Raw genomic sequence first — 22999 nt, 5'->3', positions numbered from 1 at the left:
AATTTGGATGCTCAATCCTGGAGTTACTGGACATTTAGCTGAATGGGAGGCTGACACTCCGGCGCCCATCGTCTTCCGCTCCGCCAATGGCGCAATAGCGGAGGACATCCATGGCAAGACCTACCTGGATATGACATCATGCAGCGGGGCTTCCCCGTTGGGCAGCAATAACACGGTATTCACGACCCGGCTTGCGCAGGCGATGGAGCAAGAAACTGACGTTCTGCCATCGCCAGTGAGCGAGCAACGCCAGCTACTTGCCGGAAAAATATCGGATATGTTCCCAGACACTCCTAGAGTGTTCTTTCTGAGAACCGGATCTTGTGCAACGGAAGCGGCCGTTCGTATCGCTCGCTACCGAACTGGTCGGCCGGTTATCCTGACGGCTGGCTTCCACGGCTGGCACGACATCTTTCAACAGCATCCTTGGTCGGACAATCCGCCGGCTAAGGATCAACACATCCAGGATTATCAATACGATCTCAGTATTCTGGAACAGCAACTGGCCCGGAACCAGGGCAGAGTCGCAGGCATTTTCTTCACGCCTGAGCCCTCAGTCTTTCCTTCGGGATTGCTCCAAGAAATCTCCACGTTGGCAGGACTGCATGGAGCCCTACTGATTGTGGATGAGGTCCTGTGCGGACTTCGTTATGCAAAGGGTGGCTATTGCCGAAAGCACGGTGTGAAACCCGACATCATCACATTGGCCAAGGGGATCGCGCAAGGCGTCGGCCTTTCCGCGGTCGCCGGCACCGCGGATGCCATGGCGGGAGCCGATAGGGCTTATCTCGGCAACACGTATCTGCGCGAGAACCGGGCCTTCGTGGCCGGCAACCTGACACAGGAAATATTTGAGGAAGCAAAAATTGTTGATCGCCTCGTCGAAAGGGGCTCAGCGCTCAAGAGGCAATTCCAAACCTCCTTCAAGCGCAGCGAAATACCTGCGCGCGTTCTCGGAAGCGATACGATGTTCGATATCCTTCTGCCCTCGCAAAAGCATGGAAGGGCCTTCGCTCAGAGGTGTCTGCAACACGGCATCTACACAGGCTATCCGGGAACATACATGAGCAATGCGTCCATGAATGGCGCATTTTTCAAAGCTCTGCAAACAGCATTGGAGCTCGCTCTCGCAGACTATCGCAAGGACGAGGACATGAATGCTCAGGTTACCGACGCATCGATGGTCAACTACTGCGCCGAGGCCTTTCACGCCACCGAGAAAGCATGTCTTTCCAACAAGCATCATTGGGCCTGATGCACGGAGGGAACCCGTGAACGATCAAACGAGAGCTACAATCCATTCGCACAATGGCTCGAATCCTCTAGACGGAGTGACGATCGAAGTTCAGCTTGCAGGTTATGATCACGTAGCCTTCGATCTGGACGGAACCCTTGTAGATTCCCAGGCTGTCGTCGAAAGCGCACTCCGCCGGTGGGCGCTGGAGGAACGGATTTGTCCGGATCACGCAATGCGGATGTCGGCCGCTCGCAGGGATATCGAGCTGGTGAAGGCGATTGCGCCGGGCCTCTCGCCGGAACACGAAGCAGCTCGCATCGCGGATTACGAGATCCAAGCAATGAGCCTGTTGCGGCCAATCCAGGGGGCCGCGGAGTTCTATAGCTCTATCCCTGATGAAAGGAAATCCATCGTCACCTCTTCGACAAGGGCTTCGGCCCTCGCCAGACTCGAGGCGGCCGGAATCTCCTGCCCGAGGATCATGATTGCAGCTGAGGACGTCAGTCAGGGAAAACCGCATCCGCAACCCTATCAAAGGCTGTTGCGGATGCTGCGCATGGCCCCCGAAAGATGCTTGGTGTTTGAAGATACCCAAACCGGAATTGAAGCGGCAACCGCTGCAGGCTGCGACTGCGTGGGTGTCGGCCCTGATGCCAAAGGTCACGCTGACACCAAGGGCTGGATTGAGAATTTTCGCGAGCTCCTTGCTTACCGGCCGGGCTGAACCTGCTTCCCAGACCAAAAGGAGGACTAGAATTTGAAGGTAACAACAAAACAGTGCACATCTCTATTTGACGAGGTGCTGGTAAAAGGGTCGGTCCTTGAGCGCTACGCCGAGGAACGGGCGGACTACGGGGAACTTCTCGATGAACTCTTTCGTTCGTCCAACGCAACTCGTGACAAGATTGGCGCCCGTTGTATTTGGCATATAAATTCCACCGCGTTCGGCGGTGGGGTGGCTGAAATGCTTCCCCACCACATTTGCCTCCTTCGGGAACTTGGTTTTGATGTTCGCTGGCTTATTTTCAAGCCGAAGGACGAGCATTTTTTTCAGTTCACCAAAGGGCTCCACAATTCTCTTCACGACACCATCGCAGCAGGTGTGAATGAGCTGCTGCCGTATTATCTTCAGACATCGCAGCAGGGCGCCTCGGAGCTGGAAAGGATTATCGGACTGGATGACTTCCTTGTTATTCATGATCCGCAGCCACTCTGTGCAGCCGCACAGTTCCTGGATTCTCACCCACACCCGGCGATCTGGCGATGCCATATTGGCTATCCGAAGCGCACTCCGACAGTCGAGAAAACCTGGGGCCTCCTGAAGGAATACCTCCGTCCCTTCCAGCGCGTTGTTCTGAGTGACGAGGCATATGCCTTTGATGCCGGTCACCCCATCGATTTCATCCAGCCATCGATCAGCCCCTTCTCGACCAAGAACCGCAACCATGAAGGGCCGCCGAGCCAGGCACTGGAGAATTTGGTTTCGTTCAACGGTCATGAATTAGAGTCCAAAGCGACCCTTCAGGACATTCTCGGCTCCCAGTATTTCCTGCATGTATCCAGGTGGGATGGACTGAAGGGCATTGACCGCATCATCGCTGCGTTCGATCGCTTTGTAGGAACGGCCCGCGACGAGATTTCCGAAACACGCCTGGTGATCGCGGGACCGGATCCTTTGGGTGTGGCAGACGACCCTGAAGGACGCGAGTATTTCGAGAAATGCGTAGTACTATGCTCTCAATTGCCCAAGGAAGTGCGGAGGCGCGTATATCTCACCTGTATCTCGATGAAGGACAGTGACGCAAATGCCGAAATTGTCGGGCGCCTGCAACAGAACGCACATGCGATATTTCAGCTCTCTCGCGAAGAGGGCTTCGGCCTGACAGTAACTGAGGCTCTATTCCGTGGCAAACCCGTCATAGTGTCTTCCGCCTTTGGCCTGAAAAGGCAGGTCATAAATGGGTCGAATGGAGTTGTCGTCGATACCCCGGACATCGAGATCAAAGCTGCAGAAATGATGCATCGCCTTGTGGCTGATTACGATAATTTCAGGGATATGGCGAGAACCGCGCGGGAAAACTCCCAGCGCTCCAGTACGCAAATTTCGCAAATACCAAAATGGTATGGCTCCATTCAATCGGCTCTATCCAGCTTCGACCAGACTCAAGGCCGGGAACCCTTTAAGCCAACCGTTAGCTGAGCCAGGCGGCGGAGGTTTGCCCGCCACTCAGCGAGGTATGCTTCCAGCTCCCCGGCGGGCCAGCGTGCCGTTTGCGACGGGCGGAGGTGAAGATCCGCTGCTCGTCGAGGGCTCGGCACACTTCAGGCACGGCGTACCGCCGATCAAGGAGCTGCTGGTCATAGGCGCACAAAGCTAAGGGGCGAAACGAGAGGCAGCCTTAGCCCCCTGCACTGGATCCGACCCGAGTGGGGTGGCCATCCGATGGTTCGTCGTAAGCAAACCACAGAAAAAAATGAACACGGCCTCCCGATCCAGGTGAACGCAAAAAGTACTTCAGAATTGGGGAATTGACAATGCCAGACAATGGCTCTCCAAAGTTTTCATTTCGTGGTTCCTCCTTCGACGGCATGATCGAAGCTCTCGGTGGAGCTTTCGGTACATTTAAGGCCGAGCCTATTGGGAAAATTGGCGACTTTCGTTGGGGAATAAATCTTGTTGCGTGCGACAATGCAGTTTTGATCAGCGGTTATCACCAGAACGAGTTCCAGTTCAGTATCGCCCCGACCTCCGAAACAGCAGAGTATTTGTCGGTTGTCATTCCACGAAGTGGCGGCATGGAGGTGACGTATGGGGGCCGCTCGGCCGGGGCCGGAAGGGGGAAGCTGCTGCTCTATAATAATTTTGAACCCGACGGAGTTATTATGCATGGCCAATCAAATATAATAGACGAGCTGTTGCTTGATTGGTCCGTTATTCTGCATGCTGTCGGCCAAACATTTGAGGTGCCGCTCAACGACTCTCTGGATCTATTACCGGAGTTGGAGTTGGCCACACCGACTGGCCAGACGATCGGCAATCTCGCATCAACGATGATTAACGGCCTACGGGACAACGGCGCACTGCTGCGCTCTCCAATAGCAATGACACATCTGACGCAGGCACTGGCCGATCTGGTGGTGCGCCAAATTCCTCACAGATTATCGCACTTGCTCGACAAGAAGCCTTGCTCGATCGCCCCTCGGCATGTCCGTCGCGCGATCGAATACATGCAGGCCAATATCAATCAGCCGATCACAATGCCGATGGTAGCAGAAGCAGCTGGTGTGACCAGTCGAGCGCTACAACTGGGCTTTCGCGCCTTCAGGGAAACAACACCTGCTGCTTACCTGATGATGCTTCGTATGCGGGCAGCGCGGCAGGACCTGCTCAATCCCGCCAATAATCAGGCTGTGAGGGAAATTTGCCTGAAATGGGGTTTCTTTCATTTTGGAAGGTTCTCAGCCTCGTACAAAGCGACTTACGGGGAGAAGCCATCTGACACTAGGAAGAGGGTGGATCGATCTGCATTTTCGGTATCCCCAAGACGATAGAGCAGTAGCTGAATATTCGGTATGTACTCGTTCCACCAGGGACGGGTGGTGCGGAGTGGCAACGGTTCGACATAGGCGCCGCGAGCCGCGAACGCAGCAGGGGTGCCTCCTCCTTGGCAGGCTAACGCGACTTCATCTCACCCTTCTATCCGTGCCATCGATGCCTGCCATCCAAACAATCGATTGTAATTATGCTGCGGCGTCTTGCATGAAGATTGATGTGATCCGCAGGCGGAGCGGCATGCATGGGGGGAGCGGGCAAACGGGCACTAGCATGCACTCTCTTGATTTCGCAACCGAAGAGACGGCAACGGTGAATACAGGTCAGGCCTGGTCGGGTGAAGGTAACATTTCGCTTCGGTGGCTCGATGCCGCCCTGGACCGACAGACGCACCTGTCCGAGACTGACCCGGCCAGGCTTCAGTGGCACGACGACGCTGCCAATGACTCGTTATCTAACCTGCCAGCCAGTCTCCCGGTAGAGCTGCAGACGCTCTACCGCAGATCCCGCCGCCAGTCCGGACTGCCCAACGCCCGCTCTTCCGCGGAAGTCAGATACATCCAGCTGACCAGCCTGCCCGGGAACGTCCTGCAGCGCTTTGATGTGTTTGGCCGGCAGCTCCTGAACACGGCGACATTCATCGCCTGGAGGCCCTGCCGACACGTGACCGCGACCGAGCGAAAGAACAACTCCATTGCGCTGAGGCGGATTTGGGAATGTGCTGATGCCGTGACCTACGAGGATTTATAGTTGAGAAAGCCGTCTATCCCACTCACCATCATCGCCTTTTGCACAGCACTCCTTCCCTTCGGGAGTTCCATGGCGGATCAGCCCGCAGCACCCGCCCTCACGGTTTCAGTGGTCGCGCCGGCGCAACGGGACTGGCCGGAAACAGTTCCTGCAAGCGGATGGCTCAAACCATGGCAGGAAGCTGTTATCGCCTCCGAGACGAGCGGCCTGCGCGTAACCGACGTTCTGGTCGATGTCGGATCGGTTGTTACCAAGGGGCAGACACTGGCACGGCTTTCCCAGGAGAGCGTGCTGGCCGACCTCCGAAAGCAAGCGGCGGCCGTCGAGACTGCCAAGGCAAATTTAACAAAGGCCGAAGCGAACGCGGACCGAGCCCGGCAGCTTCGCCCCTCGGGAGCAATTTCAGACGAGAAGATCGCCGAGCGCTTAACCGACGAGCAGATGGCTGTAGCAAGCCTTGAATCGCAAAAGGCCGCGCTAGACAGCCAAAAGATAAAGTTTGCTCAGACGACCGTCACCGCCGTTGACGACGGGCTGATAACGTCACGCACGGCCGATCTAGGTGCAGTCGTTTCGACTGGTACCGAGCTATTCCGCCTGATCCGTCAGCAGCGCGTCGAGTGGCAGGCAGAAGTTTCGGCGCGCTACCTTCCGCGCATTTCGGAGGGACTGAGCGTTGAGGTCAACAACCCGGATGAGCGCCCCATCCAGGGCAAGGTTAGGCTTGTCGGACCGTCTGTCAGCACCGACACCGGCCGAGCGATAGTCTATGTCACGCTTCCTAGCGATGTTCATCCGCGTGTCGGCCTTTATGTCACCGGCAGCATTGAACTGAAGACGACTTCGGCGCTTACGGTTCCGGAGACGGCGATCGTATTCCGCGACGGGATAAGCTACGTCTTCACGGTCGGCAACGACCAACGGGTGCAACGGGTCCGAGCGGAGACTGGCCGGCGCAAGGATGGCGAGGTCGAGATTGTCTCCGGCATAGATCAGACCTCGAGGATCGTTGCATCGGGCGGCGCATTTCTGTCGGACAACGACCTCGTGAATGTCGCCGAGTAAGGTAATGAATTTCTCTGCTTTGTCGATTCTCAATCCGATACCGGCGATACTGCTCTTCGCAATGCTCACTGTCGGTGGGCTGTTAGCCTTCGAGCGGTTGCCGGTCCAATACTTCCCTGACATGGATCTTCCAAGGATCAGCATCAGCGCAACACTCGAGGGCGCGGCGCCGACGCAGCTCGAGACGGAGGTTGCCCGCGTTATCGAGGACCGACTCGCGTCGCTGAGCAATCTGGACCACATCGCAACCACGATCGCCGACGGTACCGTATCGATCGACGTCACTTTCGAGCTGGAGAGGAACAGCGACGAGGTTTTGAACGAAGTCCGCAATGCCGTCGACAGTGTAAAGCCAGATCTGCCGGCGCAGATGCAGACACCGAGCGTTACCAAAATCACCATGCAGAGCGCCGCGCTTGCCACCTACGCGGTCCGTTCGTCCAGCCTTAACGAAACTGAGCTTTCCTGGTTCGTCGACAACAATATGACGAAGGCACTTCTGTCGGTACCGGGGGTGGGACAGGTGAGCCGATTCGGCGGTGTCGACCGCGAGGTTCATGTCGACCTCGATCCAGGAACGATGGCCCCCCTGGGAGTCACAGCAGCGGCTGTTTCAGAACAGTTGAAGTCGGTCCAGGCCGATACGTCGGGTGGGGTTGGCGAAATTGGCGGCACACGCCAGACCTTGCGCACGCTCGGCGCCGTCGCGTCCGTCGAAAGCCTCAGGGGATTGCAAATTCCACTAGCCAACGGCCAACGGGTCCGGCTCGACGACGTCGCATCCGTCACTGACAGCTTCGCGGACCGATCCTCGCTGGCCTATCTCGACGGACAGCCCGTGATCGCTGTCGCGGTCAAGCGCTCAAACGGGTTCTCGGACACCGGTGTCGCCTCCGACGTGGACAAGGCGGTTGCACAGTTTGCCGCCGAGCACCCCGGCGTACAGATCGATGAAATCTACAGTAGAGACGTAGCGATCCTCGAGAGCTACCAGGGTTCGATGCACATGTTGTTTGAGGGGGGGATCCTGGCCGTCGTGGTCGTCTGGTTCTTCCTCCGGGATTGGCGCGCGACTGTCTTGTCGGCCGTGGCACTGCCATTGTCCGTCATACCGACTTTCCTCGCGATGTACCTCGCCGACTTCAGTCTCAACATCATTACTCTGCTTGCGCTGTCGCTGGTGGTCGGCATTCTTGTAGACGATGCCATCGTCGAGATCGAGAACATTGCTCGCCATCTCCAAATGGGCAAACGGCCGATTGATGCCGCCCTCGAAGCGGCCAATGAGATCTGGTTAGCAGTTATTGCGACTACGCTCGCGCTCGTAGCGGTCTTCCTGCCGACGGCATTCATGGGCGGCATACCAGGGCTGCTCTTCCGCCAGTTCGGTATCACCGCCGCAGTCGCCGTACTCGCCTCCCTGGTCGTTGCCCGCCTGCTGACACCCATGATGGCTGCCTACTTCATGAAGCCGCATTCCACCGAGGTAAAGGATGGACGAATCATGGGCGCCTACATGGCGATTGTGAAGACGTCCTTGTACCACAGAAACAAAACGCTCTTCGTGACCGCAATCTTTGTCGCGCTCTCGCTTTCCACCGTCCCCTTCCTGAAAGCGGGCTTTCTGCCGGCTGCCGACGATGCGCGGACCCAGGTGACGCTGGTCCAGCAGCCCGGCGCGACCATCGACCAAATGGACAACACGACCAGGAAGGCGGCAGACATCGTGAGCAAGCTTCGCGATGTGACGCATGTCTTCTCGTCCGTCGGTTCGGCATCGTCGGGTGATATCGAGACGGCTACGCTTGACGTCCTGCTGACGCCGCTGAACGAGCGAGACCGTAGGCAGTCGGAGATCGAAAACAATATCCGCTCGGCCCTCTCCGTGCTCCCCGGAGTGCGGGTTGCGGTCGGGAATGGTGGCAACGGTACGCAGCTCGTCCTCACCCTTGCCAGCGATGACTCCGATGTTCTCGACAAGGCAAGCGAAGCGCTTGAGGAGCAACTCCGTACGCTCAACGGTATTGGAGCGGTGACTTCGACCGCCTCGAGGCAGGCGCCTGAGGTTCAGATCACGCCGGACTTTTCACGCGCAGCCGCACTGGGCGTAACCTCGAGCGCCATCGCCGAAGCGGTGCGGGTTGCCACACATGGCGATTACACTTCCGCCCTGCCAAAGCTCGATCTGCCTCAGCGCCAAATCCCCATCGTCGTCCGGTTCAAACCCGAGGCGCGCACAAATCTCGACGACATCCGCAACATAAGGGTGGCAGGGGCCCATGGCAGTGTCGATCTCGGATCAATCGCCGACATTCGTATTGGCGGAAGTCCGTCCGAGATCAATCGGTTCGATCGGATGCGCAATACAACTCTTTCCGTCGAGCTCAACGGCCGCATTCTGGGCGACGTCTATCGGGAGGCAAAGGCGCTGCCAGCTCTTGAGCACCTGCCGGCGGGCGTCACGCTCGTGAAGCAAGGCGAACTTCAGCGCAGCGCGGAACTGTTCCAAAGCTTCGCTATTGCGATGGCAATCGGGGTAGTCTGCATATATGCCGTGCTCGTTCTGCTTTTTCACGACTTCCTGCAACCGTTCACTATTCTGATGGCCTTGCCTCTATCGCTCGGAGGCGCGCTGCTGCCACTGGTAGCGACCGGGACCAGCTTCTCGGCGCCAGTCGTCATCGGTCTGCTGATGCTCATGGGAGTCGTTACGAAGAACTCGATCCTCCTCGTTGAATACGCGATCGTGTCGCGCCGCCAGGGAATGGAGCGGTTCGATGCTCTCGTGGATGCCTGCCATAAGCGCGGGCGTCCCATTGTCATGACGACCATCGCCATGGCATCGGGCATGCTTCCGGTTGCTCTTAGCCTGACGGGAGGCGATTCAAGTTTCCGGCGGCCCATGGCCATTGTGGTGATCGGCGGTGTGATAACGTCAACGCTACTGTGCCTTATCGTTGTCCCCATCATCTTCACGTATTTCGATGACCTACTTGAGACACTGAAGCGGCTCGCACGCCGTACCGGGCTATGCAACGAAACATATGAGCAGGAAACGGATGCGTTCAACAGTTGCGAGCCGAACTCCTTCAAGCTGTCACTCAGAGACATGGTCAGAGATGACGTGGCTCGGCCATAACAACCTCGGGAGATCGACGAGCCGCGCACGTTTGCGCGGGGCAGTGTTTTGCGGACGCATCAGCGTGCCAAACATCGAGACGAACCGGGCCAGACTTCTGCAAATGCCTGAGAGCAATATGCATGCCAAAGAAGAAACTCTTCCAACACAACACGATCGAGCGAACCGGCATTCAACATGTTCAAGATTGTCGCATCTCGGACTGTCGGATCTGCGGGCGAGCCCGCGGGTGCACCCGCATCCTTAAAAGCGTCCGATGTCAGCGCCCGTGGCAGGCGCGAGCCAGCCGACCGGCAGCCATCGTCAGAGGCGGATTAAGTCTCCACTGTTCCGCTGAATGAAAAAGCCAGTGAGCCTGCAAGGCGCGCCATCTTCAAGGCCGTTGTCACTTCGGTATTGTCGGCGCCATCGTTCGCTGTGGCGGGGCCCTCAACAATGGGAATATCGGCGTTTTTGGCGAAAACGGTCTTGCCGGGCAGGAATTTGTCTGCCGTACATAACGATTGCACAATCACAAGGCCCGTCAGCTGGACCTCTGACATGCCCGGTGGTGCAGGACTAATGTTCATGCTGCAAGAACTCAAATCGTACTCGGAATTGTTGCTCTTCTCCTGGGGCGAGATTGACATTGTGTTCTCGCTCGTCAAATGGAATGCGTCTGCCCTCCATGTCACCGTGCCCCGTACATGGTTCCAACGCCAGAAAGTCCTGCTGTGGAAGAGACCATACAACCCAATGACGTGCATCTGGCGCGTCAACTCTGATTGTGGCCTTCTGTCCAACAAGCGACAGCCTTTTGCTGTTCGCATTCAAAAAACAAAGGGCATCATTTTCGAAAAGGGTCTCATTTAGCTGGAGAGACCTTCCGTGGAATGAAATTCTCCGTTGGTTACCTCGAATTAGCCCTTGAGAAGAGATGCAAGGAACAAGTGGAGATTCTGATTTCTCGAACTGCAGCCGCCAGCCATCTTTGCGCGACGACAGTAGTGGCCATCTAAACCCGGGATGTATTCCGATGGAATAAGGCAGGAACGCGCTATATGACTTGTTTTTTACGGAGATATCAATGCTCAGTTGGCTGTCCACAATTTTGAACTTAATCGTGCACCGGAATCGAAATGGAAACATTGTTTTCGTAAATTCATCGTCAGATGCTTCTAATATCACCTCACTTTCTGAGTTGGAAACCACGTCAAATTCCTGCATCCCGATAAAGCCGTGAACAGGCATCGGATAATATTGCCCTTCAATTTCGACAAGCGAAGACTCACTCCATCCGCATGAAGGGAACATCAGCGGACAAGTTCGGTTCCAACCTGGGGAGCCTCGCGGCCAAAGGAGGTCGTTTGCACCGACCTGCCACCTAATTAGCTCTGCTCCTTTGCGGTTGATAACTGCCTGTGCAGAACCGGAACGGATAACGACAGCATCATGCATGAATGTGGTTACCTTAGAAACTTCGGAATCGGCAGCCAGGCGGTCTTTTCTTCTACAATCGTCGCGCGATCGGATTAGTCTACTGTTTTTTTGACGGTTGCAACGATCAGGTCACAACAGGTTCCATTGGCCTCGGCGTCAGGCAACGGTGGTGACGCGGACGAGTGAGCAATTGCACCGGCTGCGTTTCGCCGTCGACACCGCATCCAGGGAATGAGTATCACGCCCGATTTGAAGGGGAAGCGCTTTGCAAAATTCCAGGGATGTCCTGAAGCTCACCGGCCTCATGCCATCTGCGTGAATGGACGGACGTCTAATAGTGTGTGGGATTGGAGGAGGCAGCCGAAAATTGCTGCCGTCCTTAGCGAAAGAGCAAACAGTTAGTGCGGTGGACATTTTACAAAGCTGTTTCAGGCATGCGCCGACGGCGCGTGTTCCTCCTGCCCCGGGTGGAAAGCACCGCAATTATTGCATCTCCGCCGTGACAAACGCTCTCCTCGGCCCCGTCACCTCGCTTTGTCCTTCGGCAACGCTAACGGAATGGCGTTCCAGTTCGGCGGGTTCTGCCCGAGAATGTTGCGAACGAAGAAGTCCAGGACTTTGCGGTCGGTGAACGTACCGGGTGCACCATGATCCGCACCGGGCACATAGACCATTTCGAAATCTTTTCCCGCCTTGATGAGCCGATCGGCAAGTTGAAAAGTGGAGGACGGATCGACATTGCTGTCCATTTCGCCGACGATGAGCATCAGCTTGCCCTGCAGCCGATAGGCATTGTCGATGTCGGAGGACTGCGAATATTCGACGCCGACCGGCCACCCCATCCACTGTTCGTTCCACCAGATCTTGTCCATGCGGTTGTCGTAGCAACCGCTGTTGGCGGCCGCGACCTTGTAGAATTCGGGATGAAAGAGCAACGCGCCTACCGCATTTTGGCCGCCGGCGGACCCGCCGAAAATCCCGACATTGGAGATGTCGTACCAGGGAAACTCCGCGGCAGCCGCCTTGTGCCAAAGGATGCGATCGGCAAAGCCCGCGTCCTTCAAGTTTTTCCAGATAACGTCATGAAAGGCGCGCGAGCGGTTGTTAGTGCCCATGCCATCGATCTGCACGACGATGAAACCTAATTGCGTAAGCGGCTCAGTGACGGTCGAGAACGATTTCGGGACGAACGAGCCTTGCGGCCCGGCATAGATGTCCTCCACCACGGGGTATCTCTTCTTCGGATCAAAATTGGCGGGCAGATGAATGACGCCCCAGATATCGGTCCTGCCGTCCCGCCCCTTGGCACGAAAGCTTTGCGGCGGTCGCCAGCCGGCGGCGGTGAGCTGGGAGATATCCGCGGTCTCGACATCCCTCAGTTTGGCATTGTCTAGGTGCGGTAGAGCACCATGCGGGGCGGCAGATCGACGCGCGACCACAGATCGACATAGTAGCGGCCGTCGGGCGAAAACTCGATGTGGTGGTTGGCCGGCTTGGGCGTGAGCGCGGTCAGCCCCTTGCCGTCGAAGCCAATGCGGTAGGCGTGGACAAAGTAGGGATCCTCCTCCGGGTTCATACCGCTTGCCTCGAACCAGATCTGACGCTGGATCGGATCGACATAGTCGACCGCCCGCACCACCCAATCGCCGCGAGTGATCTGGTTCTTGAGCGCGCCGGTCCGCCCGTCGAACAGATACAGATGCTCGTGCCCGTCGCGTTCCGATGCCCAGATAATCTCCTTGCCGTCATCGACATCGTAACGGTAGGTTTTCCCTGTCCAGCTCTGGTCCCTCGCCAGCGGTAGGTAATCGACGAAGGTCCTACTGGCCTCATCGATCAGCGCGCGCGTGCGGCCGGTGGCGGCATCCACCTCCACCAGACGATAGAGCTGATGGCCGCGTTGGTTGTATTCGAAGGTGAAGCCGCGCGCGTCCTTCCACCATTGGATGGGCGATAACTGGAATGGGTTCGAAAACAGGGTGTTGTCGATTGCTATCGCGCGCCGGCCGGCAACGTCGAACAGCACGGGCTGGGGAAGCGGAAGCACGTCGCCCGCCTTGAGATAATCGATGGAAGAAAATTCGGGTTGAAGCTGCTCCTTCGGCGACGATTTGAGATAGTGCACCTTGCGCTCGTAGCCGGGGCGGATGCGGTAGGCCGCGAGGTGGCGCGAGTCCGGGGACCAGCTCAGCGTCGAGAAGGCGTAGTAATTGCCTTCTGATCCGTCCCAGCTCAGCGCGACATCCTGGGCGCCGTCCTTGCTGCGCAGGAAGACATTGTAGTTTTTGATATAGGCGCTCCATTTGCCGTCCGGCGACACGCTCCACTTCTCGGGATCATTCGTTGCTGGCGGCGTGTAGTCGTAACTTACTCCCTGATAGTCCGTGTCGCTCGGATGCAATGCGGTGCGCGTGCAAGCATCATTCGCAAGGTCACAGCTCCACAGTTCATTCCCGCTGGCGAAGTTGAGCCTGCCACCATTGTCGGTCAGTTCGAAGCGGTCAAACGGAAGGTTTTCGGGCTTAAAGCTCTGCTGGGTCGCCTCGGTCAGCGCCGCCGCGAGGCGGACCTGATCGAAGGCCGGCCGCTTCTCGCCGGTGGCGGCGTTGACCAATATGAACTGGTGCTCGCCATGGCCGCTGCGGCGGTAGACGAAGCTGTCCTCGCTCGCCCAGAAAGGCACCTCGGGGAGATCGACGGTGAGTCGGCGATAGCGGTCGTTGATCGTGAGCGCCCGCTCGAAGTCGGTCACCGCCAGCGGCGGATCCCCAGGAGCCGGACCGTTCGGCAGTGCCTGCGCGCCGGCTGCTCCGGTCTCAACGATCAGCACGAGCGTTAAAGCCCAGATCTTCAACATGGCCATTTGCCTCCCTTCACTTCCTTCAGTTTTGTCGTTTACCGCTTGCTTTGATCGACGCCTCTCAAAAGCGGGTTTGCAGCAGCGTTCGGGCCCCGGGGAGCCTGCGGCCGCTTTGTTGCGCAACCGCCGCATCCGGACCTGCTGCCTAGACAAGTCTCCGGACACTCCAGAACCTGACGAGTCGATTGCAAAGTTGGCATGGACTTCCCGCCCCAGCCGCAGCCTGACCGAGCATTGTCATAGACCGACCCCCTGAATCGGCATCACGATGATCAGTGGGGAAGATTGAGCTATCACTTTGACTCGGCGTCATTAACGGGTTTGCGGGGTTTCTGCATACCCCAAGCATTATTCGTGCCAAAGAAGAACGTCTTATAAATACAACGCGGTTGGTCAAAACCCATATGTCGCATACCTGACATTGTCGGGAATCGGACATGTCGCTAAACACACCGGAGTTGATCGAAACGGTAATTCGATGAGTGGCGCGTTGCTATGGGCTAAGGCTAAATCTCAGAGGATCAGGAATGCGCTCGACACCGGGACCACCAATATGGTGGAAGCTGAGATCAAGTTGGCGCAAGAACTAAAGCAGAGAGTGCGAGATTATGTACAATGGTATCATCGAGACAAGCGCTCCCGTAAAGGCGTGTCGGTTCTGGAATATGGCCCCGGAACAGTGCGAGCATTCCAGCAAAAGACGCTTCCCCTTGTGACAGACTTGCGCGGCGAGGCCTCACGTTGCGTGCTGGTCGATCGGTCGAACGAGTTCCTTGGGGACATCGCTGAATCAGCGGCAGCTTTGGGTTAAAAATCGACTTTATACGCGATGATATATTCTCTGGACGACGCTATTTTTTCGATGATGAAACGGCTTTTGTTGTCATGTTTTGGCCGGACATTCGGGAATCTTGCTGCGTACATATGCGATGCACCCCCGGCGGAAGTGGTCGTGCAGGCGCTGAAGAAAATATCGAACTGCGCTAAGCGTTGCTGGGTTGCAATCTCGATTGGCTCAGATCTGAGGAGGGATGCTAGAAAGTCATACTATGAAGCGCATCCAGAGTTTCAGCTAAATGTTTTCTACAGAATGAAAGCAGAGTTGCCTGTCGACGGCAACTTCGCACACCGCCGTCGTAAAAAGAAATTCATCATTTTGCCTCAAGGGCAGCCATATCAGGTTATTACGCGGTGATCGATTGCACCTAAAGAACTCGTTTTCTTTTTCTAAGGCATTTTTTGAACAATGTGCGCACTTGGCAGGGCTCGCGTCGATCGATGTGATCTCGGATAATGCCGGCTCAGACATTCACGTGCTCGAGAAGGTGCCTTGAAGCCGGTCTGGCGAATATCGTTGATGAAACAGCTCCAAACTCATTTCAAGAAAGCTCACCCCCTGCTCTCCTCTCGATTCTAAGCACTCGTCGAAGTATTCCAGCTGAAATGGCTCACTTATCGTTCAAAAGCTGGAAGACCTGGTGCGCGTAAGCCGCCATCGTTTCACAGACTTTCGCCACATAGCGCGGACGCGCCTGCGAGCAGGAGTACGGCGCTATGTACGGGTCTTCTTTCCGAAAACCCGGTAAGCCGGTCAATTCCTCATTCCCGATCTGTCCACCCCAGGGGCGCACTCGATATCGGCATCAATTTTTGCACGCCGGAACACGCATGTCGTGCATACCGAGAGCAACCGCAACAATGTGCGGAAGTCCGCCGCTCCTCCCGACGCCGAAGCCGATCTTGGAAATCACTCGTTCATCCCTTTTGGACGCGATCAGTTCCTTCTTTAGAGCGGCGCTCCCACGATCATCACGGTAGGGTCGGCACAGAGAAGCCGTTTTGCGACCCTTCCGACGTCCTCAACGGTTACGGCGTCGATCAACTGCTTTCGGCGCTCGATATGGTCGGTGTCATCATCTCGCTCCTGAATTTCGACGAGGGTTTTCACGATCGCGCTGGAGGAGTTTAGATTGTCAATCGCGTAACCACCGATGAGCTTTTTCTTCGCCGCTTCAAGCTCCTCCTGACTTACGCCTTGCTCTGCCATCTGCCGGACTTCCGCACGAATGATTGAAAGCGTCTCAGCAGCCCGATCCGGGCGGGTCCCCGTATCGATCAAGAGCATAGAGCTGTGGCCGCTGTTCACGAGCTGAGATCTGATGTTGTAAGTAAGCCCTCGCTTCTCGCGCACCTCTTTCCGGAGCCTCGAGGTGAACGCTCCTCCGCCGAGAATATGATTCATCAGATGCGCTGCAAAGAACTGCGGGTCTTTGCAGCTAACTCCCGGATAGGCCAGGTGCAGCCCAGTCTTAGGGAGGTCATACGGAATGTGTATTTCCTGACCGAGCTTAGGGGCGGTTTCCGCCACCGGCAGCAAGCGGGGTTCGGTAGGCAACCCGCCGAATATCCGATCTAGATCACGCTTCAGGGCGCTGGCGTCGATCGCTCCCGCCACGGCGATGGTGAGCTTGCCCCGTGCGAAAAGCCGCTTATGCAGTGCCTTTAGGTCGGTGGCCGTGATTGCCGCGAGAGTTTGTTCGGTGCCGTCGGCCCGCCTCGAATAGGGATGATCGCCGTAGAGCGTCTTCTTCCAAGCGAGCTCTGCGGCAACGTTTGGATTCTTGGCGCCCGCGATGATGGAGGTGACGATCTGAGCGCGGACGCGGTCCAACGGCGCTTGGTCGAAGCGCGGCTGCTCGACGGGCAGCCGGAGTAGATCGAACGCATCATCCTTCTGATCGGCGAGCACTCGCATGGAGCCGTAGACCGCATCGCGCCGAGCCCGGAACCGCATCTCAGCGCCAGCATCGTCGAGCCGCTCCTGGAAGGCTTCGCTGTCAAGGTCGCCGGCCCCTTCGCCCAATAGCCAGGTCATAAGCCTGACCTCGCCTTCCTTACCGGAAGAATCCTGCGTGGTGCCGCCCTCGAACGCGAACCCAATGGTGATGATCGGCAGCGAATAATCTTCCACCAGCCAAGCCTTGATCCCCCCCGTTGTCTCGATTTTCTGTATCGCCGGGGCGGCTCGGCCCGACGCCGCAACGTCTAGGATGCGCGCGGCGAGCAGTGGCTTGGAGCTTTCGATCAGCATGCGGTTGAGCGTTGTCATTGGCATTTAGCTCCCGAGATGGCAGTTTCATGTGGCAGCAGGTATCCCGTCACGGAACGGTCAGGATTAAGGTACTTCCAGGCAACCGACTGTGCCTCGGCCGGCGTCACCGCGCGGATCCTCAAGGGCCAGGCGTGTAAATCGTCTACGGTGCGGCCGATCGCAAGCGCCCTCCCGTATATCTCGGCTAATCCTCGCTGGCGGTCGCCTGCGAATATCATCGAGCGCACTAAACGGTTCTTGGCCTTCTCCAGTTCGACATCGGTAACACCGGTGTCGATGATTTTCTGGACTTCAGCGTCGATTGCGTTTTCCACGTCCTCGATCGTCGCATCGCCCCGCGGTGCGCCATAAACACTGAAGCTCGATGGATCGAGCGATGTTCCGTTGAAATAGGCGCCACCCGAGGAGACTATCCCCTGTTTCACGATTAATTCCTGATAGATCCGGCTGCGCGTTCCTCCGCCCAGAATTTCCGACAGAAGATCGAGGGCTTCCGCCTCGCCGGCTTCGGAGCTCCCGTAGGAGGTGGTTACCCAGGACTTTCGGAAGCTCGGCACGGTCACGCGCGGGTCGGTGAGCACGACCGTTCGTTTGGTGTTCTGCTCCGGCTCCTGCGGCCTGACCCGCGGCGGCAGGTCCCGGCCACGCGGTGCGGCCCCATAGGTCTTCTCCGCCAGCTTGCGCACCGTTGTTGCATCCACGTCGCCCGCCACCACCAGTACTGCGTTGTTCGGAGCATAGTAGCGATCGTAGAACGCTTCGGCGTCCTCACGATTGAGCTGTTCAATCTCGTGCATCCAGCCGATCCTCGGAATGCGGTACGGATGGTTCTGATAGAGGGTCGCTTGCAGCGCCCAATAGCGACGAGCACTTGGGTTGTTCTCATAGCGCATGCGCCGCTCTTCGAGAACGACATCGCGCTCCGGTGCAATCACCGCGTCGGTTAGAACAAGATGCCTCATTCGGTCGGCTTCGAATTCCATTATTGTTCCGAGAGCTTCCGGCGTGACCGTCTGATGGTACGCGGTGTAGTCAAACCCCGTGAAGGCGTTTTGCTTGCCACCGATTTCCGCGACCCTCGCGTCAAACTCGCCGGCCGGGTGATTTCTCGTGCCCTTGAACATCAGATGCTCTAGAAAATGGGCGATGCCGGATTTCCCCGGAGGCGCATCGGCTCCGCCGGCTTTGTACCAGACCATCTGCGTGACGGTTGGCATCCGGTGGTCAGGTGTGACGACCACCTCCATACCGTTATCTAGAAGAAAATTTGCGATCTCGGGGCCGCCTCGCCAGTCCCCGGCGGCCGTTGTCACTTCCGGGGTCCTGAAAGCTTGCAGCGCAAACGTACTGATCTGCGAATCCATTCCTGTACCCATCATCTTCTCCCTAGGACAGGATCGTCAGGCCAAGTACTTCCTTTGGGCCGTCCTAATTTGCCCCGATGCCCCGCGTGCCGATCTACGGGCACGCACGCAACAAGTGTGCCAAAACGAACCAGGCTCGTTTTGCAAGGGAAACGCCCTTCAGATTCAGCGGCGGGAGTATGCCGCTGCCTATCCGTCGCGTCCTACTTTGTTTTGAACCGGACAGTCGTAAACCGAACATTCCGAACAAGACCTTTGCGCCAGGTTGCGTCCTTCGGGGTATCAAAGAACGCCTTCGCCTCGATAATCAGCGGAGGATCCCGGCGTACACGAGCGACGATAAACGGGTTTGTCTGCTGGCGTACGCGAGGCACGACGATGGCGCGACGAATGAAAGTGCAACGCGGAGGTTTGGATTTGCCACGAAGACTTCGCAAATGGATCGGCTTGCGCGTCTCGGGCGGCGTCGTCGGGCAGCCCTGCGCGTTCAGCGGCCGGGAAGGTCCCGCAACTCGCGCACGCCGCGACCGAGCCGCTTCCGCAGCAGAACGCGCAAGGTTACCCCGTCGGTGTATCCAACCTCTGCGGCAATGGTCTCGATGTCCGTGCGGCTGGTGCGCAAGAGGTGCACCGCGCGTTCCACACGCAGGTCCTGAAAATACGACAGCGGCGACTTTCCTAACACCGCTTCCATGCGGCGTTGAAGCGTACGTTTGCTGACGTGCAAGGCATCCGCCGCATCATCCAGCGAAAAACCGAGATGTAAGCGGTTGCGCGCCCAGCGTTCGAAGCGCTGAACCAGCGGATCGGCGTTCGCCAGATGCGTCGGGATCATGTAGGGGGCCTGGGAAGGCCGGGGGTCAACGAGCAGGTAGCGCGCCACCATGTCGGCCAACGCAGGGCTGGTTTGGCGCACCAGCCATAGGCCCAGTTCCAGATGGCCCATTGCTGCGCCGGCGGTAACTACGTCGCCTGATGGAACCAGCATGCGCGTTTCGTCGAGCCGAACTTCAGGATAGCGCTGCCGAAACATCGGTCCCAACCACCACGCAGTGGTAGCCTCACGACCGTGCAACAGACCCGACTCGGCCAACAGGAAAGTGCCGATGCATGCCGCCGCGATCCGTGCGCCATCGGCGTGCCAAGCGCGCAAGTGGCCTGCCGCGTCCTGCGACTCGCGCCCATTAAGCACTTGAGATAATGGTTCCGGCATTTTAGTGCCTAGTGCGGGAACAATCACCCAGTCGGGTTGCCTCATTGTACCGACTGGCTGCACCGGCACGCTTAGTCCAAGCGAGGTGCGCACCGCCTCCCTTACACCGACCACCACGCACTCGAACCGCGGCACGGGAAAGGATTCCAGGGCGGCGAGTTCGTTGGCGGTGGCAAGCGTGTCGAGCACGGCCGCCAAGCCGGTGTCGAACACATCGTTGATGGCGAGTACGACGAGCCTCATGGCGTATATGATACCGAAAATGTCATTTGCGGCAATACCTCATGAAATAAGCCGGATTTAGAAATGGCCTTCGTCGGATGTTCGGCGCCCCTCGAAGGAGCATTGTCCCATGATCCAGTATGCCCTGTTTGCCCGCCTCGAAGCCAAGCCCGGCAAAGAGGCTGATGTTGAGAAATTTCTGCGATCTGCACTCGAAATGGCGCATGAAGAGCGCTCCACCCCAATCTGGTTCGCACTGCGACTGTCGAACACGACGTTTGGCATATTCGACGCGTTCCACGACGATAGGGCACGGCAAGAGCACTTGTCTGGTCCAATTGCTCAAGCCTTGATAGCGAAAGCACCGGATCTGTTTTCTGTGCCGCCGGCCATTGAGCAGATCCAAGTGTTGGGACTGAAGAACGAGTCAACCGAAAACTGACCATCGTGTGAGGGCAAGTCATACCCCTCGACCCTAACGTGAAGGAGTGAATGTCATGAGCCTGAATGTACCAACCGTGCTTGCGGCGGTCCTAGTCGGCGTCACAAGCCTGGCGTCGGTGCCGGCAGCTGCGGGTCCGTCCGAAAAGTTCACACTCTCCAGTCCCGACATCGCTCCCGGCAGCAAGATCGGCGACAAGTTCGTCCTGAACGGCTTTGGCTGCAAGGGCAAGAATATCTCGCCCGCCCTGCAATGGAATAACGCGCCGGCAGGCACGAAGTCATTCGTCCTGCAATTGTACGACCCGGATGCACCGACCGGCAGCGGTTTCTGGCACTGGACCGTCTATAACATCCCAGCCACCGTCACGCAGCTGGCCGAAGGAGCCGGCAATGCCCCGGCAAATCTGCCGAGTGGCGCCTATGGCGGCGGCAACGACTACCAGGACACCGGTGCGACCGGCGTTAACGGCAACTATGGCGGCCCTTGCCCGCCGGTGGGCGACAAGCCGCATCATTACCAATTCTCACTCTACGCACTGGCGGTTGAAGACATCGACGCGGCGGCCGGCGTTCCCAAGACGGGCACGGCAGCACTGCATGGCTTTGTGCTGAACAAGGGGCTGGGCGACAAAGTACTGGGCAAGGCATCCTTTACAGCCGTGTACGGCCGCTAACCCACCACCACGTCTCGGAGATCATCATGAAGAAACTCGTTCTGGTGCGGGCCCAATGACCAGTGCTGTCCTTGCCGCTGGCGCGGCCCATCCCCGAAGCGTGCACCGCGATGGTAGCGCACGACTTCGAAACCACCGCCGTCGTCGAACGTGTCCAACGCGAAAGCGGTTAACGGCTGGACACAAGACGACCTCGCAGCGGTATCTCGGCCCGGAGCTGTGAGAGGAACGTGTCCCACAACAGACTCATTCTCGTGTGCTGCCTGCTGGAGTCCAGCCGCGATGCGACGGTCATCCGACGGCGTGGCTGAACCCACGCAGATTTGCCAGCCGTCTACTTGATTTGGAGCAAATTATATTTTTCTAATATAGTGGATAGCTGTTTTTGGGCGGCTACACGCTATAAATGGGTAAAGATATGCGGTTCAATGGTCTTGATCTGAATCTCCTGGTTGTGCTGGACGCTCTCATGACCGAGCGTAACCTCACGGCGGCAGCACGCAGTATCAACCTGAGCCAGCCGGCGATGAGCGCGGCCGTCGCTCGGTTACGCACCTATTTTCGCGATGATCTGTTTGTGATGGTTGGCCGCGAATTTATACCGACACCGCGTGCGGAAGGGCTCGCTCGCGCGGTTCGCGAGGCTCTGCTGGGTCGTGTCCCTACAGGTGGTGTAGCTCGGCGGTAGCGAAGCCGCTCGCGAGCGCGCCCTCAACAGCGCCGTAGTGAGCGGGCGGCGAAGCGGTGGTCATCGATGTTCTTCGGTAGGGTCGGGTTGCTGACACCAACCTGATTCGAAGGAACCACCGATGACCGACGACATGATGAACCTGCGTGCGCTCGTGGAGAAGTCCCCCGACGCCGATCTTTTGCGCGAGATGATCGGCTTTGCCGCCCAGCGGCTGATGGAGCTGGAGGTGGGCGCTGCCACCGGTGCCGGCTATGGCGAGAAGAACCCGCTGCGGACGGCCCAGCGCAACGGCTACCGCGAGCGGGATTGGGAGACGCGCGCCGGAACCGTCGAGCTGCGCATTCCGAAGCTCAGGAAGGGCTCTTACTTTCCGGGCTTCCTGGAGCCGCGGCGCATGGCCGAGAAGGCGCTGACGGCGGTCATTCAAGAGGCCTATGTGCAGGGAATATCGACCCGCTCGGTCGACGATCTGGTCAAGGCCATGGGTATGAGCGGCATCTCCAAGAGCCAGGTCAGCCGGCTGTGCGAGGAGATCGACGGCAAGGTCAAGGCCTTCCTCGAGCGGCCGATCGAGGGCGACTGGCCATATCTGTGGATCGATGCCACCTACCTGAAGGTCCGCCGCGGCGGCCGCATCGTCTCCGTTGCCGTGATCATCGCCGTTGGTGTCAACAGCGACGGTCGCCGCGAGGTGCTGGGCATGGAGGTCGGCACCTCCGAAGCCGAGCCGATCTGGACGGAGTTCCTACGCAAGCTGACCCGCCGTGGCCTCAGAGGCGTCAAGCTGGTTGTCTCCGACGCCCACGAAGGCCTGAAGGTCGCCGTCACTAAGGTGCTCAACGCAACCTGGCAGCGCTGCCGGGTGGGGCTGTTGAAGAATGCGGTAATGCGTCTTCAACATTATCGCGACGTTCGTGTGGAAAGGAAATTATTGTCGCCTTGGAGATCTTGGATTCTTCCCGAAACGCTTACCCAGCACGCCAGCAGGAACGCGAAGAATGCGGCGGCTAGCCGCTTTAGGTTCACAGAGGCGGCAGTGAGATAGGCTTGGATTTTCATATTTATGAGGCCGCGCCGGATCGCTCTCGATAGCCCGTGCCAAGTCTTCGCTTCACCGTGATATCCCTCTGACCGCCAGCGGTGACGCTGGTACAAAGCTCGATCCTCGTCTGACCAGCGTTCTCGGCGGCGGCGTGCGCGCAGAAGCGCTGGATAGTCATCGCCCAGCACCACAGCTTTGTTGACGCGGCCCTTCG

General features: G+C 57.8%; 16 protein-coding genes and 3 pseudogenes. 12 read left to right on the top strand and 7 right to left on the bottom strand.

What is annotated here, in order from left to right; genetic code table 11:
- Positions 1–7: 7 nt before the first annotated feature.
- The 7 genes from CO656_RS25120 (at position 8) to CO656_RS25090 (ending at position 9744) form a co-directional block, all read left to right on the top strand.
- Entirely contained in the window at positions 8–1255 is a 1248-nt protein-coding gene (locus tag CO656_RS25120; RefSeq protein ID WP_097527548.1) for an aminotransferase class III-fold pyridoxal phosphate-dependent enzyme, read from the top strand.
- 16 nt (positions 1256–1271) lie between these two features.
- Positions 1272–1961, top strand: coding sequence for an HAD-IA family hydrolase (locus tag CO656_RS25115; RefSeq protein WP_234819600.1), 690 nt, complete (start codon positions 1272–1274; stop codon positions 1959–1961).
- Positions 1962–1994: 33 nt separating this feature from the next.
- A complete protein-coding gene (locus CO656_RS25110; RefSeq protein ID WP_097527547.1) occupies positions 1995–3437 on the top strand; it encodes a glycosyltransferase in 1443 nt (480 codons plus the stop codon).
- A gap of 335 nt (positions 3438–3772) precedes the next feature.
- Positions 3773–4789, top strand: coding sequence for a helix-turn-helix transcriptional regulator (locus CO656_RS25105; RefSeq protein ID WP_097527546.1), 1017 nt, complete (start codon positions 3773–3775; stop codon positions 4787–4789).
- A gap of 208 nt (positions 4790–4997) precedes the next feature.
- Complete coding sequence (locus tag CO656_RS25100; protein WP_097540442.1) at positions 4998–5540, top strand: hypothetical protein; 543 nt, start codon at positions 4998–5000, stop codon at positions 5538–5540.
- Entirely contained in the window at positions 5541–6605 is a 1065-nt protein-coding gene (locus tag CO656_RS25095) for an efflux RND transporter periplasmic adaptor subunit (protein WP_097527544.1), read from the top strand.
- A gap of 4 nt (positions 6606–6609) precedes the next feature.
- Positions 6610–9744, top strand: a complete 3135-nt coding sequence (locus tag CO656_RS25090; RefSeq protein WP_097527543.1) for an efflux RND transporter permease subunit — start codon at positions 6610–6612, stop codon at positions 9742–9744.
- Positions 9745–10058: 314 nt separating this feature from the next.
- Here the strand turns inward: CO656_RS25090 and CO656_RS25085 are convergent, their stop codons facing one another.
- The 3 genes and pseudogenes from CO656_RS25085 to CO656_RS25075 all read right to left on the bottom strand — a co-directional run bounded on the left by CO656_RS25085 (position 10059) and on the right by CO656_RS25075 (position 14020).
- Entirely contained in the window at positions 10059–10313 is a 255-nt protein-coding gene (locus tag CO656_RS25085; RefSeq protein ID WP_141471792.1) for a hypothetical protein, read from the bottom strand.
- Positions 10303–11181 (bottom strand): hypothetical protein, encoded by an 879-nt coding sequence (locus CO656_RS25080; RefSeq protein WP_097527541.1) that lies wholly within the window; start codon positions 11179–11181, stop codon positions 10303–10305. Before CO656_RS25080 ends, CO656_RS25085 begins: the two co-directional genes overlap by 11 nt.
- Before the next feature lie 506 nt (positions 11182–11687).
- Positions 11688–14020: pseudogene (locus CO656_RS25075) on the bottom strand (prolyl oligopeptidase family serine peptidase).
- A 955-nt stretch (positions 14021–14975) separates the two neighbouring features.
- Here CO656_RS25075 and CO656_RS31030 point away from each other — a divergent pair.
- Positions 14976–15218 carry a hypothetical protein gene (locus CO656_RS31030; protein ID WP_234819599.1) on the top strand — a complete coding sequence of 81 codons (243 nt, stop codon included), beginning with the start codon at positions 14976–14978 and terminating at the stop codon, positions 15216–15218.
- Positions 15219–15809: 591 nt separating this feature from the next.
- Here CO656_RS31030 and CO656_RS25065 read toward each other — a convergent pair.
- From CO656_RS25065 to CO656_RS25055, 3 genes are all read right to left on the bottom strand, one after another.
- A complete protein-coding gene (locus CO656_RS25065; protein WP_097527540.1) occupies positions 15810–17132 on the bottom strand; it encodes a pitrilysin family protein in 1323 nt (440 codons plus the stop codon).
- A complete protein-coding gene (locus tag CO656_RS25060; RefSeq protein ID WP_097527539.1) occupies positions 17129–18499 on the bottom strand; it encodes a pitrilysin family protein in 1371 nt (456 codons plus the stop codon). Before CO656_RS25060 ends, CO656_RS25065 begins: the two co-directional genes overlap by 4 nt.
- Positions 18500–18986: 487 nt before the next feature.
- Entirely contained in the window at positions 18987–19955 is a 969-nt protein-coding gene (locus CO656_RS25055; protein ID WP_097527538.1) for a helix-turn-helix domain-containing protein, read from the bottom strand.
- Between the two features lie 109 nt (positions 19956–20064).
- Here CO656_RS25055 and CO656_RS25050 point away from each other — a divergent pair, with 109 nt between their 5' ends.
- From CO656_RS25050 to CO656_RS25035, 4 genes and pseudogenes are all read left to right on the top strand, one after another.
- Positions 20065–20376, top strand: coding sequence for an antibiotic biosynthesis monooxygenase (locus CO656_RS25050; RefSeq protein WP_097527537.1), 312 nt, complete (start codon positions 20065–20067; stop codon positions 20374–20376).
- Positions 20377–20431: 55 nt separating this feature from the next.
- Positions 20432–21052, top strand: a complete 621-nt coding sequence (locus tag CO656_RS25045; RefSeq protein ID WP_097527536.1) for a YbhB/YbcL family Raf kinase inhibitor-like protein — start codon at positions 20432–20434, stop codon at positions 21050–21052.
- 418 nt (positions 21053–21470) lie between these two features.
- Positions 21471–21704: pseudogene (locus CO656_RS25040) on the top strand (LysR family transcriptional regulator); the annotation flags it as partial.
- Positions 21705–21861: 157 nt separating this feature from the next.
- Positions 21862–22788 carry an IS256 family transposase gene (locus CO656_RS25035; protein WP_272938878.1) on the top strand — a complete coding sequence of 309 codons (927 nt, stop codon included), beginning with the start codon at positions 21862–21864 and terminating at the stop codon, positions 22786–22788.
- Here CO656_RS25035 and CO656_RS25030 read toward each other — a convergent pair.
- Positions 22743–22999 (bottom strand): annotated as a pseudogene (locus CO656_RS25030) (transposase); the annotation flags it as partial. The gene CO656_RS25035 and the pseudogene CO656_RS25030 sit on opposite strands and share 46 nt — an antisense overlap.

It is taken from the genome of Sinorhizobium sp. FG01 (genome assembly GCF_002531875.1).
Lineage (GTDB): Bacteria > Pseudomonadota > Alphaproteobacteria > Rhizobiales > Rhizobiaceae > Sinorhizobium > Sinorhizobium fredii_C.
The sequence above is the reverse complement of the archived record's forward strand: the minus strand, read 5'-3'. Positions and strand labels throughout refer to the sequence as shown.

What these genes read in the sequence shown, in the direction of transcription:
- CO656_RS25120 (WP_097527548.1), top strand. Translation starts at nt 8, where the DNA reads ATGCTCAATCCTGGAGTTACTGGACATTTAGCTGAATGGGAGGCTGAC.
- CO656_RS25105 (WP_097527546.1), top strand. Translation starts at nt 3,773, where the DNA reads ATGCCAGACAATGGCTCTCCAAAGTTTTCATTTCGTGGTTCCTCCTTC.
- CO656_RS25100 (WP_097540442.1), top strand. Translation starts at nt 4,998, where the DNA reads ATGAAGATTGATGTGATCCGCAGGCGGAGCGGCATGCATGGGGGGAGC.
- CO656_RS25090 (WP_097527543.1), top strand. Translation starts at nt 6,610, where the DNA reads ATGAATTTCTCTGCTTTGTCGATTCTCAATCCGATACCGGCGATACTG.
- CO656_RS25085 (WP_141471792.1), bottom strand. Translation starts at nt 10,313, where the DNA reads ATGAACATTAGTCCTGCACCACCGGGCATGTCAGAGGTCCAGCTGACG.
- CO656_RS25080 (WP_097527541.1), bottom strand. Translation starts at nt 11,181, where the DNA reads ATGCATGATGCTGTCGTTATCCGTTCCGGTTCTGCACAGGCAGTTATC.
- CO656_RS25065 (WP_097527540.1), bottom strand. Translation starts at nt 17,132, where the DNA reads ATGACAACGCTCAACCGCATGCTGATCGAAAGCTCCAAGCCACTGCTC.
- CO656_RS25060 (WP_097527539.1), bottom strand. Translation starts at nt 18,499, where the DNA reads ATGGATTCGCAGATCAGTACGTTTGCGCTGCAAGCTTTCAGGACCCCG.
- CO656_RS25055 (WP_097527538.1), bottom strand. Translation starts at nt 19,955, where the DNA reads ATGAGGCTCGTCGTACTCGCCATCAACGATGTGTTCGACACCGGCTTG.
- CO656_RS25050 (WP_097527537.1), top strand. Translation starts at nt 20,065, where the DNA reads ATGATCCAGTATGCCCTGTTTGCCCGCCTCGAAGCCAAGCCCGGCAAA.
- CO656_RS25045 (WP_097527536.1), top strand. Translation starts at nt 20,432, where the DNA reads ATGAGCCTGAATGTACCAACCGTGCTTGCGGCGGTCCTAGTCGGCGTC.
- CO656_RS25035 (WP_272938878.1), top strand. Translation starts at nt 21,862, where the DNA reads ATGACCGACGACATGATGAACCTGCGTGCGCTCGTGGAGAAGTCCCCC.